This is a genomic window from Alteromonas sp. OM2203 (genome assembly GCF_048517045.1).
In the GTDB taxonomy this organism is placed as follows: Bacteria; Pseudomonadota; Gammaproteobacteria; order Enterobacterales; family Alteromonadaceae; genus Alteromonas; species Alteromonas gracilis.
Genome location: NZ_CP183209.1, coordinates 2605139 through 2619459 on the forward strand (window position 1 = coordinate 2605139; position 14321 = coordinate 2619459).

Annotated in this window: 17 protein-coding genes; 3 read left to right on the forward strand and 14 right to left on the reverse strand. The window is 45.6% G+C overall.

Annotated elements, in window-relative coordinates:
- Positions 1-86 precede the first annotated feature (86 nt).
- Positions 87-689 carry a YchJ family protein gene (locus ACM0P2_RS11650; RefSeq protein WP_159117702.1) on the forward strand — a complete coding sequence of 201 codons (603 nt, stop codon included), beginning with the start codon at positions 87-89 and terminating at the stop codon, positions 687-689.
- A 78-nt stretch (positions 690-767) separates the two neighbouring features.
- A complete protein-coding gene (locus tag ACM0P2_RS11655) occupies positions 768-911 on the forward strand; it encodes a hypothetical protein (protein ID WP_159117701.1) in 144 nt (47 codons plus the stop codon).
- 108 nt (positions 912-1019) lie between these two features.
- On the opposite strand, the gene ACM0P2_RS11660 is transcribed toward ACM0P2_RS11655, so the two are convergent.
- From ACM0P2_RS11660 to ACM0P2_RS11690, 7 genes are all read right to left on the reverse strand, one after another.
- Complete coding sequence (locus ACM0P2_RS11660) at positions 1020-1994, reverse strand: NADPH:quinone oxidoreductase family protein (protein ID WP_159117700.1); 975 nt, start codon at positions 1992-1994, stop codon at positions 1020-1022.
- Between the two features lie 74 nt (positions 1995-2068).
- Positions 2069-3121, reverse strand: coding sequence for a phosphotransferase family protein (locus tag ACM0P2_RS11665; protein ID WP_159117699.1), 1053 nt, complete (start codon positions 3119-3121; stop codon positions 2069-2071).
- A 20-nt stretch (positions 3122-3141) separates the two neighbouring features.
- Positions 3142-4371 carry an acyl-CoA dehydrogenase family protein gene (locus ACM0P2_RS11670; RefSeq protein WP_105930104.1) on the reverse strand — a complete coding sequence of 410 codons (1230 nt, stop codon included), beginning with the start codon at positions 4369-4371 and terminating at the stop codon, positions 3142-3144.
- Between the two features lie 11 nt (positions 4372-4382).
- Positions 4383-5069: a histidine phosphatase family protein gene (locus tag ACM0P2_RS11675; RefSeq protein ID WP_159117698.1), complete on the reverse strand. Its 687-nt coding sequence runs from the start codon at positions 5067-5069 to the stop codon at positions 4383-4385.
- Between the two features lie 343 nt (positions 5070-5412).
- Complete coding sequence (locus tag ACM0P2_RS11680; RefSeq protein ID WP_419226617.1) at positions 5413-6405, reverse strand: XdhC family protein; 993 nt, start codon at positions 6403-6405, stop codon at positions 5413-5415.
- A 27-nt stretch (positions 6406-6432) separates the two neighbouring features.
- Positions 6433-7071 (reverse strand): DsbA family oxidoreductase, encoded by a 639-nt coding sequence (locus tag ACM0P2_RS11685; RefSeq protein ID WP_419226618.1) that lies wholly within the window; start codon positions 7069-7071, stop codon positions 6433-6435.
- Between the two features lie 124 nt (positions 7072-7195).
- The gene (locus ACM0P2_RS11690; RefSeq protein ID WP_159117695.1) at positions 7196-7948 is read right to left on the reverse strand and encodes an SGNH/GDSL hydrolase family protein; all 753 of its coding nucleotides are present in this window, start codon (positions 7946-7948) and stop codon (positions 7196-7198) included.
- Positions 7949-8028: 80 nt separating this feature from the next.
- Here ACM0P2_RS11690 and hemN point away from each other — a divergent pair, with 80 nt between their 5' ends.
- Positions 8029-9405 (forward strand): oxygen-independent coproporphyrinogen III oxidase, encoded by a 1377-nt coding sequence (gene hemN, locus ACM0P2_RS11695; RefSeq protein WP_159117694.1) that lies wholly within the window; start codon positions 8029-8031, stop codon positions 9403-9405.
- Here the strand turns inward: hemN and ACM0P2_RS11700 are convergent.
- The 7 genes from ACM0P2_RS11700 to moaB form a co-directional block, all read right to left on the reverse strand.
- A complete protein-coding gene (locus ACM0P2_RS11700; protein ID WP_159117693.1) occupies positions 9392-10603 on the reverse strand; it encodes an ATP-binding cassette domain-containing protein in 1212 nt (403 codons plus the stop codon). The two genes, hemN and ACM0P2_RS11700, sit on opposite strands and share 14 nt — an antisense overlap.
- 1 nt (position 10604) lies before the next feature.
- Positions 10605-11300, reverse strand: coding sequence for a molybdate ABC transporter permease subunit (modB, locus tag ACM0P2_RS11705; RefSeq protein WP_159117692.1), 696 nt, complete (start codon positions 11298-11300; stop codon positions 10605-10607).
- Positions 11301-11302: 2 nt separating this feature from the next.
- Entirely contained in the window at positions 11303-12442 is a 1140-nt protein-coding gene (gene modA, locus ACM0P2_RS11710) for a molybdate ABC transporter substrate-binding protein (protein ID WP_159117691.1), read from the reverse strand.
- Complete coding sequence (locus ACM0P2_RS11715) at positions 12442-12915, reverse strand: molybdenum cofactor biosynthesis protein MoaE (protein WP_159117690.1); 474 nt, start codon at positions 12913-12915, stop codon at positions 12442-12444. Before ACM0P2_RS11715 ends, modA begins: the two co-directional genes overlap by 1 nt.
- A gap of 2 nt (positions 12916-12917) precedes the next feature.
- Positions 12918-13166, reverse strand: coding sequence for a MoaD/ThiS family protein (locus ACM0P2_RS11720; protein ID WP_159117689.1), 249 nt, complete (start codon positions 13164-13166; stop codon positions 12918-12920).
- Positions 13167-13324: 158 nt separating this feature from the next.
- Positions 13325-13804: a cyclic pyranopterin monophosphate synthase MoaC gene (moaC, locus tag ACM0P2_RS11725; protein ID WP_159117688.1), complete on the reverse strand. Its 480-nt coding sequence runs from the start codon at positions 13802-13804 to the stop codon at positions 13325-13327.
- Positions 13801-14307 (reverse strand): molybdenum cofactor biosynthesis protein B, encoded by a 507-nt coding sequence (moaB, locus tag ACM0P2_RS11730; RefSeq protein WP_014949775.1) that lies wholly within the window; start codon positions 14305-14307, stop codon positions 13801-13803. The genes moaC and moaB overlap by 4 nt, the downstream gene beginning before the upstream one ends.
- Between the last annotated feature and the right edge of the window lie 14 nt (positions 14308-14321).

Below are 14321 nucleotides of genomic sequence, written 5' to 3' on the forward strand. Positions count from 1 at the left end.
TTATTTACTCTCAAAAAAGTTGGGGCTTACGTAACTTATTATTATACTGTGGCGCTTTGTTATTCTCTTAAGCTGTGAGTCTTCCTATGCGCTGTTACTGTTGCTCGTCAAAATCTTTCAAAGAATGCTGCGAGCCTTTTATCAAAGGTGAAGCATTACCTCATTCTGCAGAGCAACTTATGCGTTCACGCTTTTCGGCCTATGCTACAGCACATTATCACTATATTTTAGACACCTACACCAAAGAAAAGCAGCAGGCTCTCTCTGTAGAGGAATTGGCCAGTAGCGCACAAGGTGCTAAGTGGTTCGCGCTGAAAGTTCACCCCACTCTTGCGGCTAGCTCCGTAGATAGCACCGTTAATAGCTTGGTAAATAAACCTGTAAATAATTCGATAAGCAACTCGGTGTACGCTAACACTAATGTTGAGGCGGCTGACGCTGAGCAAAACTCCAAGCCTAATCTCAATGACAACAAAACGGTTGTCGAATTCACTGCTTACTATTTTGAAAATAAAAGCATGTATCAGCTTCACGAAACATCAAACTTCATTGTCGAAGATGGTAAATGGCGTTATCACGATGGTGAACTTCACGAAGACTGCGGCAAAATTAAGTATGGAAGGAACCTTCCTTGTGTTTGCGGTAGCAATAAGAAATTTAAACAGTGCTGTGCTCTTAAAAACCGCTGATAAACCAACACTTCAAAATTTATTACTAAAACAATTGCTAACAATGATGCGTTGTGCGAAGGCAGCGACTTAATAGCTATGCTAGACGAGCGCGCCGGCTTTTATACGCTGTCAGTTCAAAAACAAGAGTATCAAGACTTTCAAATGGAAAGCTTAGGCATTGGTAGAGACCTATGCCATGTATTAACCAGAGAGCTTAATGTAGAGTTAATACCTGAATAGCTTTGGCAGTTTAACGTACTCAAAAAAGCCTGAATATTATTGTATTCAGGCTTTTTTTACGCTGGCGTATTATCCAAATTAACGTAGAGACTTAGCTAGCGAGCTACGTTACGGAACAAGCACCATCTTACCTTTAACCTCGCGGTTCATAACTTTAGCCATGGCCTTCGTTGCTTGTTCGAGCGGCAGCGCTTCATCTACCACAACCTTAACTTTGCCTTGCACGTACCACGTTAAAAGCTCTTGCATGTTTTCAGCAAAGCCTTTCGGATCGTGCTGAGTAAATGAGCCCCAAAATACGCCCATAACCGAGTAGCCTTTTACCAGCGCTAGATTAACTGGGAATTTCGGGATCTCACCGCCTGCAAAGCCAACAACAAGCAAACGCCCTTCCCAAGCCATACTTCGACTGCATGCGTGGAAGGTATCGCCGCCAACACATTCGTAGACAACGTCTACGCCTTTGCCACCCGTCACTTCTTTAAGTGTTTCCTTTAAATCTTTCTCTTTATAATTAATTAGAACATCAGCACCATACTCTTTAGCGAGCGCTAACTTTTCTTCTGTTGAGCATACCGCAATAACTTTGGCGCCCATGATCTTGCCTATTTGCACTGCAGCCAGGCCTGTACCGCCAGCCGCACCAGTAACAACCAGCGTTTCACCTGCTTGCAGCTTCGCCCGTTGTTTTAATGCGTGATGAGCAGTCGCATGCGCAGTTACAAGGGCTGCGCCTTCGTTAACATGAATGGGATCGGGCAGCGGCATTACATGAGTGGCTGGGATTAATGCTTTTTCTGCATAACCACCTAAATTCGACAACGCGATAACACGTTGGCCTTCTTTTAAGTGACTCACGCCTTCACCCACCTGAGCAATGGTACCAGCGACTTCGTTACCAGGAATAAACGGAAAGTCTGGCTGCATTTGATACAGTCCTTGCACCAACAGCCCATCTGGAAAGTTGACCCCTGCAGCTTCAACGTTTACTACCACATGGCCTTTTTTTACTTCTGGATCTGCCACATCTTTAAATTGAAGATCGTCAAGCGGCCCAAAAGATTCGCATACAATTGCTTTCATACTGTCTCCAGTTAATTTGTTCGACCTGCACGCTTCATATAGCATGGCAGGTCATTAAATACGTTATATGGCGTTTATTCGCTTTGGTGTATAGTTTGGTTCGCAATTTGCGCCAAAGGACGCACCATCGCGCCTAATTGCATGGCCTTCTCGCTTGACGCGTTGCCATCGTGGGCGCGCTTTACAACACCTTGTAAAATAGCGGCTAAACGGAAAAAACTAAATGCGAGGTAGAACGTCCAGTTACTTATGGCATCAATGCCTCTTCGCTCGCAATAAGCCTTGATATATTCTTGTTCGCTCGGAATACCCAACTGCTTTCTGTCAAGCCCGCCTAATCCCGCTGCATGTGCTATATCAGAAGGAAGGCGCAGCTGCATGCATTGATAGGCTAGGTCGGCATAAGGGTGTCCCAGGGTTGAGAGCTCCCAGTCTAATACAGCAACCACTTGCGGTTTGTCGGTATCAGACATATCAAACATCATGTTGTCTAATCGAAAATCACCATGTACCAACGACACTTGTCCGTCATCCTCTGGCAGGTTTGCTTCGAGGTAGTGGATAAGACTTTCAATTTCTTCAATATGCTCAAGTTCAGATGCCCGATATTGCTTTGTCCAACGGCTTAGCTGACGTTCAAAGTAGCTACCAGGTTTGCCATAATCACTCAACCCGGCGTTTTCAATATCAACACTGTGAAGTGCAGCCAACACGCGATTCATCTCGTCATACATGGCACCGCGGGTATCAGAAGACGCTATTTCAGGTAATGCGCTATTCCAATATATTTCGCCCTCAACAAACGCCATGATGTAAAACATGCTGCCGATAACACTGGTATCTTCACACAAATGATGAGCTTTAGGCACAGGCACCTCAGAGTCTTGTAGCGCGTTGATAACGCGAAACTCTCTGTCTACCGCATGAGCAGACTTTAGTAATTTACCAGGGGGTTGGCGGCGCAAGACGTATACGCCGTTATCTGTGGTGAGCTTAAACGTAGGGTTCGACTGTCCACCCGCGAACTTTTCTGCGCTTTCAACGTGCCCAATGCTGGGGCACGCTGTAGATAGATAGTTGTTTAGCGCCACTAAATCAATTGCATGTGGGGCATTATCTTTTGACACACTCACTCCTTATGCACTTTTTATGCGTTTTTTTCTGCAATCAAATTACGGCCTAACTGCATCATGTGAACTTCGTCAGGACCATCAGCTAACTTAATTGTGCGTGCATAGGCGTACATAGCAGATAACACGAAGTCTTGACTGGTGCCAGCTGCGCCATGCATCTGAATGGCTTGGTCAATGACTTTGCATGCCATACTTGGCGCTACAATTTTGATAGCAGCAATAAGATCGCGAGATATCTTATTGCCATAGCGATCCATCTTGTCAGCGGCTTTCAGCGTAAGTAGACGAGCCTGCTCAATATCACAGTGCATCTGGGCAATATTTTCCCTAATTGACTGCTGCTTTGACAAAGGCTTTCCGAATGCTACGCGCTGTTCAACTCGCTCGCATGCCATATCAAGCGCGCGCTGTGCACATCCAATAAGGCGCATGCAGTGGTGAATTCGACCCGGTCCTAAACGCCCTTGCGCAATTTCGAAACCACGACCTTCACCTAGCAATAAGTTCTCAGCTGGAACACGTACATCTTCAAACAAGACCTCCGCATGACCCACCGGCTCATCGTAATAACCCATCGCCGCCATGGGGCGAACAATAGTTACGCCTTTTGTATCCATTGGGACCAAGATTTGCGACTGCTGCTGGTGACGAGGTGCATCGAAATCCGTTTTACCCATCACCACCATAATTTTGCAGTTTTCGTTCATGGCACCGCTGGTATACCACTTACGACCATTAATAACGTACTCGTCACCATCGCGCTTAATTGAGGTTTCAATGTTAGTCGCATCACTCGAAGCTACCGCAGGCTCAGTCATTGCGAACGCTGAGCGAATTTCACCGTTAAGTAACGGCTCTAGCCACTGCTTTTTATGCGCTTCATTGCCATACTTAGCGAGCACTTCCATATTGCCGGTATCAGGCGCACTACAGTTAAAAATCTCAGCACTAAACAACACACGGCCCATTTCTTCGCACAGCGGCGCATACTCGGCATTTGTCAGGCCTGCACCATAGGGCTTATACTCTTCTGGCAAAAACAGGTTCCAAAGGCCCGCATCTTTGGCTCGTTGCTTAAGCGTTTGCATCATTTCAGGCGTTTTCCAACGACCTTCACCGTTGTTCGCAGAACCACCTTCTACGGCGTGAATATATTCCTTTTCAATTGGATACACTTCTTCTTTCATAAACGCTTTTAGCTTTTCTAAAAGTGCTTGGGTCTTTTCATTATATTCAAAGTTCATAATTGCCCCATTTAGCTGTAGGTAATGGCGTGCAACCTGTCAATCACATCCAGGTGAGGTACGCTGTTGAAGTTATTTAAGTGAACGCCCCGCGAATTAGCGAAGCATTGTGAAAAACTGGCGTTGCGTATTTGCAAGTTCATATTGATAACCGTGGCGGCATCATAGCCAAGAATGTGTTTAAGCATCATCGCGATAGCACCTCCAGAACTAACCACCAGTACCCGTTTAGCATCAAGTTTTTGAAGGTGAGTAAGCATTGAATAAACGCGTTCTTCAAACTCGCTCCATGTTTCATCGAGAAGATCATGCGCTAATTCGTCTTGCGACCACGCAAGCATGGCCTTTTTAAGCAGTCGATAATACTCGGCAGGTGATGCGCCCTCTGGCACTTTCGCGTCTGGGTAGCGTGATAAATACGCTTTCGCTACGGCTTGAAAATTGAATTCGTTCAAGGCGCTGTTAACTGTGACGTCAGGAAGAGAATATCCATTTGTAGAAATACCTTCGGCAATGCCATCTTTGGTTTCATGATGCCGCACCATATCACCAGAGAAAACCGCATCGAACTGAATATTGCGATGTTTAAAATAATCACCAAGCCAGATGGCTTGCTGCCCACCCAATTCGCTCAGTTTGTCGTAGTTCGCTTTACCAAAAGACGCTTGGCCATGGCGTACTAGATAGATGTCTGTCATACCGCTGCCTGATGTTATTAATATGTTAACTTGTCAAATCACATACTAAGGAAAACAACGTTATAAGTTTAATTGATATTTTGAATGAGTATGCATCATGTGAAACTATGTAGCTTGATTTCATATCACGGTGCATCGTTTAAACGCCCCCCTTATTAAACGTTGAGACGAAGGTTGTTTTGTTGAGCCTTTAACGAGAAGATTAGGTTGCGTTCAACATTATCGGAAAGAAATAAGACTGAGCTATAGAGGAACATTCAAGCGAGACTTTGCTGCATCGCTTGAGACTCATTGTTAGAGGAACAGTTGCACCAAGAACTGATGCAACACTAAAAGAGTACGCTTAACGTTTTAGGTGCGTAGGCTTCGTATGGAATACTGCGTGGCATTGCGCTATCACAGACAGAGCAATGTGCTCAGGAAGTTCTCCACCAATATCAAATCCTGCGGGGCTGGCAAAATATTGCGTAAAGTTAGTATCGCTAAGCCCAGCTAAATCCATAATTTCTTTCTTGCGATGAAGCGGCCCAAGCATTGCCGTATAAATTAGCGACTGCATACTGAGTAACTGAAGTGCTTTGGCGTCAATCTCGCGGTGATGTGACATAAGCACCGCCGCTTGAATATTATGTTCGTTTAGGTGTAAACGCACCCCCTCAGTGGTCGGGTCGTCGATTAAATAATTAACCTCGGGGAAGTGTTCAACTCTCGCTTGGGCAGGCCGCGGGTCCCAAAGACTAACCAAATAGCCTTGCAAACTGGCAAGCTTCGTCATAAAAGTAGCATCGTAACCACCACCAACAACAAGTATGTGAATGGGCGGTATCATCAAAACAGATAAGCTGCGCTTACCGCCTACGGTCTCCAACACGGCTTTTCTGGGAGAACCCGCATCGGCTTCCATTACCTTACACGCACCTTCTGACCCATCTACCGCAACATTCCACTCGCATACGTGGCCCTTCGATAGATTCTGGCTTACTTCATCCAGAGACAGGTAGTTGTTGTCTTTGTTGACCGGCACTAACGCCAAGTGCACCACGCCACCGCAGCCTACACCCAGCTTAAAAGCGATATCTTCCTCATCTTCATCATCGTAGACAGCAGTGCGGCTAACACCGTCTATCATTACGCGCTGGGCTTTTTTTACAATATCACTTTCTAAGCAACCTCCGCTTAGAATACCTAGTTGATGTCCAGCATCACTGAACAACATCATGGCTCCCGCTTTGCGATAGCAAGAGCCTTCAGTTTTAAAAATGAAACCCAGCACCCACTTATGCTTGTCTTTTAGCGGAAGCCATTGTGCTAGCAAGTGGTTCACGTGATTACTCATAACTACCTCAAACCCCGTTAAACCTGTTTACTGCTGTGTTGCTGCTTGGGTGATAAATGCGGCGAGCGTCGCTGGCTCTTGGGCACCGGCTATTCCTTGGTTACCTATCACGAACGTGGGTACGCTTTGAATACCCCGCTGCATCCAGATCGCTTCCTCTTCGCGTACTGCTTGTGCGTATTTACCGTTTTGAAGTACCTCTTTAACTTCTCCCCCATCAAGACCTATTGCGTCAGCAATCTCGACCAACACTTTTTGATCATTCACATCTTTACCATCAGTGAAATACGCTTTAAACAAGCTCAGTTTCATCTCTTCTTCAAGGCCCTTTTTTGCCGCTAGATGAATAAGTTGATGGGCTTTGAACGTGTTTTGCATACGTGAATCGTCAGTAAAGTTGAACGCAAACCCCAACACCTCGCCCGCTTCAACAAGACGAGCTCGGTTATCAGCGCTTTGCTGTTCGCTAATGCCATACTTTTCCATTATATGCTCGCGCAGATTTTGCCCTTGTTCTGGCATGTTTGGATTCAGCTCGAATGGGTGAAACTTGATATCCACCTCAATATTATCGAGAGTTTTTATCGCTTCTTGTAATCGCTGATACCCAACAATGCACCATGGACACACTACGTCAGATACCATGTTTACCGTTACTTTTTGCATAACAACTCCCCTTTTAGAACCCGTTTATCCGTGTTCTCTTTGTGTTCATTGACTTAAGCCACTTTAGATGAGGTTACAAAAAGAAACTTCAACCCTATATGAAATTAATATACGTATTGGAAAGCTAAGATGATCGAAATCGTGTTAGCGCTGACCGCGCCCAAATACCATAGCCTTTGGAAGATGGATGAAAGCCATCCTCTGCCATCAAGCCGCTTTGTTTTACTTCCTTTGCATTTCCACCTAGCTTTAGTGCACTAACATAAAGCACTTCAGAATTCGGGCAGTTGGCAATACGATCTTCCATCGCTTTATTTAGCAAAAGCGCTCTAAAGCCGAGTAAACTTCTTAAAGGTTGGGGCAAAGCCGGAAACGCATGTATAGGCGGCAATGCAGTAAATAAAATATTTTGGCAGCCAAACTTTTGGCTTAAAAGAGACTCGATTGCCGAGATGTTGTATTGCCAGCGTTTTAACGAAACAAATTTGGTAACATCATTAACCCCAATGGAAATGAGCGTTGTTGAAAAGTGTTGCTTTGGTAATTGTTGTAAAAGGTTGAGTGCGTCTTCACTCTTGTAGCCTGTTTTAGCGTGCAACAAAACACGGGTTGGACCGTGTTGTGAAAGGCTCGAATAAATCAGCCCAGTTAACGCTCCTTCTTGCGTTGCCGCCCCTACACCTGCTGCAGCCGAGTCCCCAATAACTAGTACGTTGATTTTTGGTGCTTCCTTTTCATTTATTGAACAAAGCACCCTGTCTCCGCTAGGCTCTGGCAACACGGCAGTTTTTCTTCGTACCCATAACGCTTGGAAGAAAACGATTGGAAGCAAAAGAATAATTGCGGCGTTTAACCATAAAACTTTGAAGTAGATCAATTTCTTCCCTTACCCAATACGATATGCTCAACGTGTTTCGCTTAATAAGCGCAAAGCCACCTCAATAGGGTATATAAAAAATGAACACCAATGCTGTAAAGCAAAGCCACAACGCATCTACTGTAAAAAAGTATGCCCAGCACGCCCCGCGCTATACATCGTACCCTACGGCTCTTAAATTCGAACCGCTAGAAGAAGATATATACCCACAAGCACTGGCTGTTTCCAAAGCGCCAGCCGTAAGTTTGTACGTACATATCCCTTTTTGCAAAACGCTTTGTTATTACTGCGGGTGCAACAAATTAGTCACTCGCCACAGTGAAAAAGCCGACGACTACTTAGACTACCTAGAGAAAGAAATTTTGTCTAAGCGTTATTTAGCAGAGGGCAAGCGCGTGGTTTCGCTTCACTTAGGGGGTGGTTCACCCAGTTTTCTGAGCGAAATACAGCACACATTTTTGATTTATCTTTTAAAGAAGCATTTTACGTTTGAACTAGGTGCGGAGCTGTCTATTGAGCTAGACCCTAGAAACGTGGACAGTGCCTATTTAAAGTGCCTTAGACGCTTAGGTTACACCCGCATAAGCTTTGGCCTTCAAGACACCGACTACAATGTGCAGAAAATAATAAATAGAGTACAAAGCACGTCACATATTGCTAATTTGGTGTTTGAAGCACGCACGCTAGGCTTCGATTCAGTAAACTTAGATCTCATTTACGGACTGCCGAACCAAACCCTAGAAACGTTTAAATCGACTATAGCTGCAACGAAAGCCATGATGCCCGATCGTATCTCACTTTTTAGTTACGCTCATTTACCTGAACGATTCGCGGCGCAGCGAAAGTTTGCAGAAGAAACACTGCCTACCAGCGAAGAAAAAGCGGCGCTTTATACCCTTGCGGTAAATAGCTTTACTGGCGTGGGATATGAGATGATTGGCCTTGATCATTTTGCCTTAAGCAATGACGCGTTAGCCATTGCCAAAAATAAAGGCGAGCTTCACCGAAATTTTCAAGGCTATACATTGCGAGGCGATACTGACTTAATTGGGGTCGGCGTATCGGCTATCAGTACAATTGGTAATGCCTTTGCACAAAATGCGAAAGATTTAAAAGAGTACTATCAGCGATTGGACAACCATTTGCCTTCAGCCAAAGTTGGGCTTTCACTAACGCAAGACGACCTTATTCGCCGAGACGTGATATCAAGCTTGATGTGCAACTTGTTCGTAGACAAACAGCAGATTTCAGACGAGCATCACATCATCTTTGATGAGTATTTTTCACAGTCGTTGGAAAACTTAGCAGGGCTACATGAAGATGGTCTTGTTGAAATTACGCCTGAGTACATTAGAGTTCCCGAATCAGCTCGAATTTATATACGTGCTATTTGCGCTCGATTCGATGCCTATCTCAACGTGGATGAAAAACTCGTCAACTACTCTAAGGCAATTTAAACCTGGCTATTACCTGCATTCCCGTTTGAAGGTGAAGGCGCGTTAAAGAAAGGTGGCTAATACTGGCATAAAGCGTTTGGTTGGTGTTTATAATGTTAAGCTTTAGCAGCACCTTGGCGCTGTGAGTTTTGCCTTGCTGGGTTTGGACAGTTTGGGGTTCGCTTTCTGTAGTGATTAGCGTTGTAGATACAGGGTTAATGCTCGATATAACGCAGGGCAGCGCATTTAAAATGCTAATTGTACTGGCACTACCAAAATCAGCAATGTTGGTGTCGATACTGACATCACAGGCCTTAACCGCGAAACGGGCAGATAGCTGTTCACTGCCATGTTGGGGGAAATACGATACAGATTCCTCACTTACATAAATCTCGTGCCCCGCTACTAATATCAGCACTATTCCGTTGTCAGCTTGACTTTTGTATTGGCGCAAAATTGCAGAGCCGTATTGACCTTCTTGCCTGTCGCTGTTGGTATCGTGATTGCTACTGGCGTTTTTGTTCTGGTTATTACCGTCGCTTTTGTGTGGCGTGGCTACCGTCTCTCCTTCAAGCACGCTAGAGGGTGTTGTAAAGCTCTCTCGTTCGAACACTCGAGCCAGCACATTGCGCGTTTGGCCACAGAGCTCAGCGCGGCCGCGATCAATGTAAATCAACTCATCGCTGAACAGGGCAAGATCGTCTAGGTCGTGAGAAATCACAAAGCAGGTAAGCTGGCCCGACACACACAAATTTTTCAAAAACTGACAAATCTTACGACGGGTAAAGACATCAATGGCGCTCAACGATTCATCGAGTAATAGCACATCTGGCCCATTGACCAGCGCTCGCGCAATCGCGACTCTCTGCGCTTCACCACCAGATAGTGCATGAATCGGCTTATCGATTAAATGTTCACAATAGCAAGCGCGCAAACACGCATCGATAGGCATTGCAGTAGGGCTTGCGTGACGCTGCGCTAAGGCTAAATTGCCCCGAACATTGGTATGAGGAAACAACATAGGCTGCTGAAAGACGATGCCGACTTTTTGAGACGCCCATGATGTTTCGACCTTTGCGCTTTTTTCCACACCAGCCAGCGCCCGAAATAAGCTGCTTTTTCCCGCACCTGATGGACCGGTAACGCCGATAAAACGGCTTTCTGGTTGCAGTGAGATTTGTGCATCAATGCGATTTGGTAAATGCGCTGATATTCTCATGTTAGCGCCCTTCTTCACTACGAGTAATGCCATTAAAGCGATACAGTGCCGCGAGCATTAGGAATGAAAATACCAAAAGCGCAATAGAGAGGTTATGAGCGCTATCGTATTCCAACGCCTCTACCTGTTCATAGAGCGCTATAGATAGTACTTGGGTTTCCCCAGGAATGTTACCGCCTATCATCAGCACCACGCCAAACTCTCCAATGGTATGGGCAAAGCTTAAGCCTAACGCCACGACAATGGGCGCTTTGCTTAAAGGCAGCACTATTTTCATGAAAGCCTCGGTAGCCGAAAACCCCAGCGTTTTTGCCACATCTAAATAACGATTATCTAATTGAGAGAAGCCGCTGTACAAAGGTTGTAAAGCAAATGGAAGCGAGTAGATTACCGAGCCCAGCACCAAACCTTCGAAGCTAAATGCTAGGTTGCTGCCAGTGAGGCTTTGCCATCCCTGTCCTAACGCACTTTGTGGCGAAAACGCAACAAGCAGATAAAACCCAAGTACTGTTGGGGGTAGCACCAACGGCAACGCGAGTATCGACATAACCAAAGGCTTGGCTTTGCTCTGCCAATTCGCTAAAAACCACGCTAGCGGCAATGCAATGAACAACAGCAAACCGCTGGTGATAAAAGCCAGTTTTAGAGTAACTAATATGGCTTCAAGGGTCGACGCTCCAAAGAAATCACCAAACATATCTATTGACCAACACCAAGTGTATTCACTGGCTCATAACCCCATTCAATTAAGCTGTGCTGAACCCCTTGCGACATCAAATATTGCACAAACAGGCTAGCAGATGGCACGCCATTAGCGTCACTTAAATTGAACTGCTTTAGAGCTTTTTGTTTGTGTTCGTTACCACGCTCTTCTAAAGCCTGTGGTTCACTCGTCGCCATCACATCAAACAGATTTGGCGTAAGAGCTGCCGCTGTTTTGCTGTTAACGACTAACGACTGAATGATGGGTTGGTACAAGATTTCTGGCACAGGACTAATGACCGTCGTGGGGGCGACATTATTTATATCAACGGCACTCGCAAAACTAGAAGGTACGTCGAGAACAAGCGAATACGCGACAAAGGCTCCTTTAACACTACCCGTGGTATAAAACTGAAGGGTTTGTAGGACGTTTTTGCCCATTACTCTGTGTGGCAAAAATGATTGCCATAGAGATAAGTTCTGCAACGTTTGCTGTGCAGCAATGCCATAGGGCGCTAGCTTTGGGTTGGCGATAGCCAATTTGTTTTGTGGATTTCCGATTAACTGAATAAGCTGCTTAGACAAACAGTCAGTACGCTGAACATTTCGTTGTTCTATTGCCTCTCCAATAACATGCTCGCAGCTTGGTGCATCAGACAAGTCGCCAGAATAAACAAACGCCAACTTGCCTTTCGCATAATCCACCACATTGCTTTTATGTACTAGGTTATTCTCCGCCAAGGCTTGTGGCCTAGCGCGATCTGCCGATAAAAACACATCGAACGTCGCACCATGTTGAATTTGCGCATACAAGGTACCGCTAGAAGACACGGTTACCGCTACATCTATGCCTGTGAGCAGGGTGAACTGCTTTGCGATGTTTCTAAGCGGTTTTGCAAAGTTTGCAGCTACAGCCACGTTTATCTTTTCATCCCGCTCAAACGCGTCAGGATGGCTCAGCTCAACGGCATTAGTACCGCTGTTTTCATTTTCAGGCACATACGCTGCCTCAACACTGTCCGCTTGCGCTGCAAAGCTCGTAAAAGCCATGGCTCCTGTAAACAAACTAAGGCTCGTCATAAGGAACATAACAGACTTGAAAAAGCTTGCATGTACCGTTGCGAAAGAAAAAGCCATTACTCTTTATGCATCCACTTGAGTGCAGCTTTATCGTCAGACGCTTTTGCCGCAACCCACTCAGAACTATCGCCCTTGAACTCTTTCTTCCATAGGGGCACAGACTGTTTAAGCATATCCATTAAATAGCTCGCAGCATCAAACGCCGCTTGGCGATGGGGGGCAGCAGCGCCTACCCATACAATTTGCTCATTATTGTATATACGCCCTACTCTGTGCAGCGCGCCAGCACTGTTAAGTGAAAAACGATCAATAGCTTGTTCAACCAACAGCATTAACGCTTTTTCAGTCATGCCCGGATAGTGCTCTAGCTCAATACCGTCTATATCGCCAGCGCTATTAAAATCTCGCACCAGCCCAGTAAAAGTAACGATAGCGCCGGTGTTGCCGCACGCCTTTTCGTCTGCCGACTGCTTTAGCCTTCCGTACAACTCACCTTGGTCGAAGTCTTCAACTTGAACTAGCGCGAACATAGCTATCCCCCGGTCACAGGAGGAAAGAGCGCAAGTTCGTCACCGTCGCTAAGTACAGTTTCAGTATTACAAAGTTCTTGGTTTCGAGCTGTCAGCACACTGCCCTCTAATGCTAACGCCCATTTGTCGCTACGAGTTTTAAGCTGCGATAACACGGTTTCAATGGTGCTGTTGTCGCTTAAATTAAGCGTAATATTGTCTTCGCCCGTAATCTCTCGGGTTTGTGCAAATGTTTTAAGCGTTATACGCATGTTCTGCCTTTTTTATAAGTTCTTAACGACGCCTTGTTCGCGTGTGTTGACTGGTTTGTCTTAATTTTCTGAAAGACGTTAATCCTAAAACAGCTTTTCTATTGGGCACGCGAACACGTATGTACGTTATTTTTAAAGTGCACCTTTCTTCTTGCCCACTAGTTAGCAGACTGCCAATGGCCTGTCTTGCCGCCTTTTTTCTCCAGCACCCGTACTCCTTCCATATGCATGCCAGGGTCGATGGCTTTACACATATCAAATAAGGTTAACAGCGCCACATTTACGCCCGTGAGCGCTTCCATTTCAACACCGGTTTTACCGCTTAGCTTGCAATAGCAGGTGGCTTTAATTCGGTTTTGTTCACTTTGGATTTCAAAGTTTATATCCACCTTCGACAGCGCCAGTGGGTGACAAAGAGGAATAAGATCGGCGCAGCGTTTCGCCCCTTGAATACCCGCTACACGGGCAACCGCAAATACATCACCTTTGGCAATTTTTGCTTCAGAGATTTGGCGAATAACGTCTTCGCTTACGTATAAAAAGCCTTCTGCTGTGGCCTCTCGCTTAGTAACGTCTTTGTCACTGACGTCGACCATATTGGCTTCGCCGCCAGCGTTTAAATGGCTAAATGTACTCATGCTTCCACCAGATGCTTTACAAAATTACACGGTCTGAAGTCAGCATCAAGTTGGCTAGAAATAATCTTTTCCCATGCAGTACGACACGCGCCTGTAGAGCCTGGCAGGCAGAAAATAACCGTATTATTGGCAAAGCCCGCTACTGCGCGAGACTGAATGGTTGATGTACCAATCTCCTCATAGCTAATTTGACGGAATAGCTCACCAAAGCCGTCGACCTCTTTGTCGAACAACACGCTAATGGCCTCTGGCGTTGAGTCGCGGTGGGTAAAACCTGTACCACCGGTAATTAATACCGCGTGAATGTTTTTGTCGGCAATCCATTTCGACACCACGGCGCGCTGCTGATAAATATCGTCTTTCACCAAATCGCGATCGTAAAGGTTATGGCCAACCGAGGTAAGCGCCTCTTTCAAATAGTCTCCTGACTTGTCGTTTTCGAGGGTGCGCGTATCTGAAATAGTGAGTACGGCTATATTAAGGGGTTGGCTGACAACTGACATATGAAATCCTAATT

What these genes read in the sequence shown, in the direction of transcription:
- modB (WP_159117692.1), bottom strand. Translation starts at nt 11,300, where the DNA reads ATGTTTGGTGATTTCTTTGGAGCGTCGACCCTTGAAGCCATATTAGTT.
- ACM0P2_RS11720 (WP_159117689.1), bottom strand. Translation starts at nt 13,166, where the DNA reads ATGCGTATAACGCTTAAAACATTTGCACAAACCCGAGAGATTACGGGC.
- ACM0P2_RS11680 (WP_419226617.1), bottom strand. Translation starts at nt 6,405, where the DNA reads ATGAGTAATCACGTGAACCACTTGCTAGCACAATGGCTTCCGCTAAAA.
- ACM0P2_RS11700 (WP_159117693.1), bottom strand. Translation starts at nt 10,603, where the DNA reads ATGAGAATATCAGCGCATTTACCAAATCGCATTGATGCACAAATCTCA.
- ACM0P2_RS11715 (WP_159117690.1), bottom strand. Translation starts at nt 12,915, where the DNA reads ATGTTCGCGCTAGTTCAAGTTGAAGACTTCGACCAAGGTGAGTTGTAC.
- moaC (WP_159117688.1), bottom strand. Translation starts at nt 13,804, where the DNA reads ATGAGTACATTTAGCCATTTAAACGCTGGCGGCGAAGCCAATATGGTC.
- ACM0P2_RS11685 (WP_419226618.1), bottom strand. Translation starts at nt 7,071, where the DNA reads ATGCAAAAAGTAACGGTAAACATGGTATCTGACGTAGTGTGTCCATGG.
- ACM0P2_RS11650 (WP_159117702.1), top strand. Translation starts at nt 87, where the DNA reads ATGCGCTGTTACTGTTGCTCGTCAAAATCTTTCAAAGAATGCTGCGAG.
- modA (WP_159117691.1), bottom strand. Translation starts at nt 12,442, where the DNA reads ATGGCTTTTTCTTTCGCAACGGTACATGCAAGCTTTTTCAAGTCTGTT.
- moaB (WP_014949775.1), bottom strand. Translation starts at nt 14,307, where the DNA reads ATGTCAGTTGTCAGCCAACCCCTTAATATAGCCGTACTCACTATTTCA.
- ACM0P2_RS11670 (WP_105930104.1), bottom strand. Translation starts at nt 4,371, where the DNA reads ATGAACTTTGAATATAATGAAAAGACCCAAGCACTTTTAGAAAAGCTA.
- ACM0P2_RS11660 (WP_159117700.1), bottom strand. Translation starts at nt 1,994, where the DNA reads ATGAAAGCAATTGTATGCGAATCTTTTGGGCCGCTTGACGATCTTCAA.
- ACM0P2_RS11655 (WP_159117701.1), top strand. Translation starts at nt 768, where the DNA reads ATGCTAGACGAGCGCGCCGGCTTTTATACGCTGTCAGTTCAAAAACAA.
- ACM0P2_RS11675 (WP_159117698.1), bottom strand. Translation starts at nt 5,069, where the DNA reads ATGACAGACATCTATCTAGTACGCCATGGCCAAGCGTCTTTTGGTAAA.
- hemN (WP_159117694.1), top strand. Translation starts at nt 8,029, where the DNA reads ATGAACACCAATGCTGTAAAGCAAAGCCACAACGCATCTACTGTAAAA.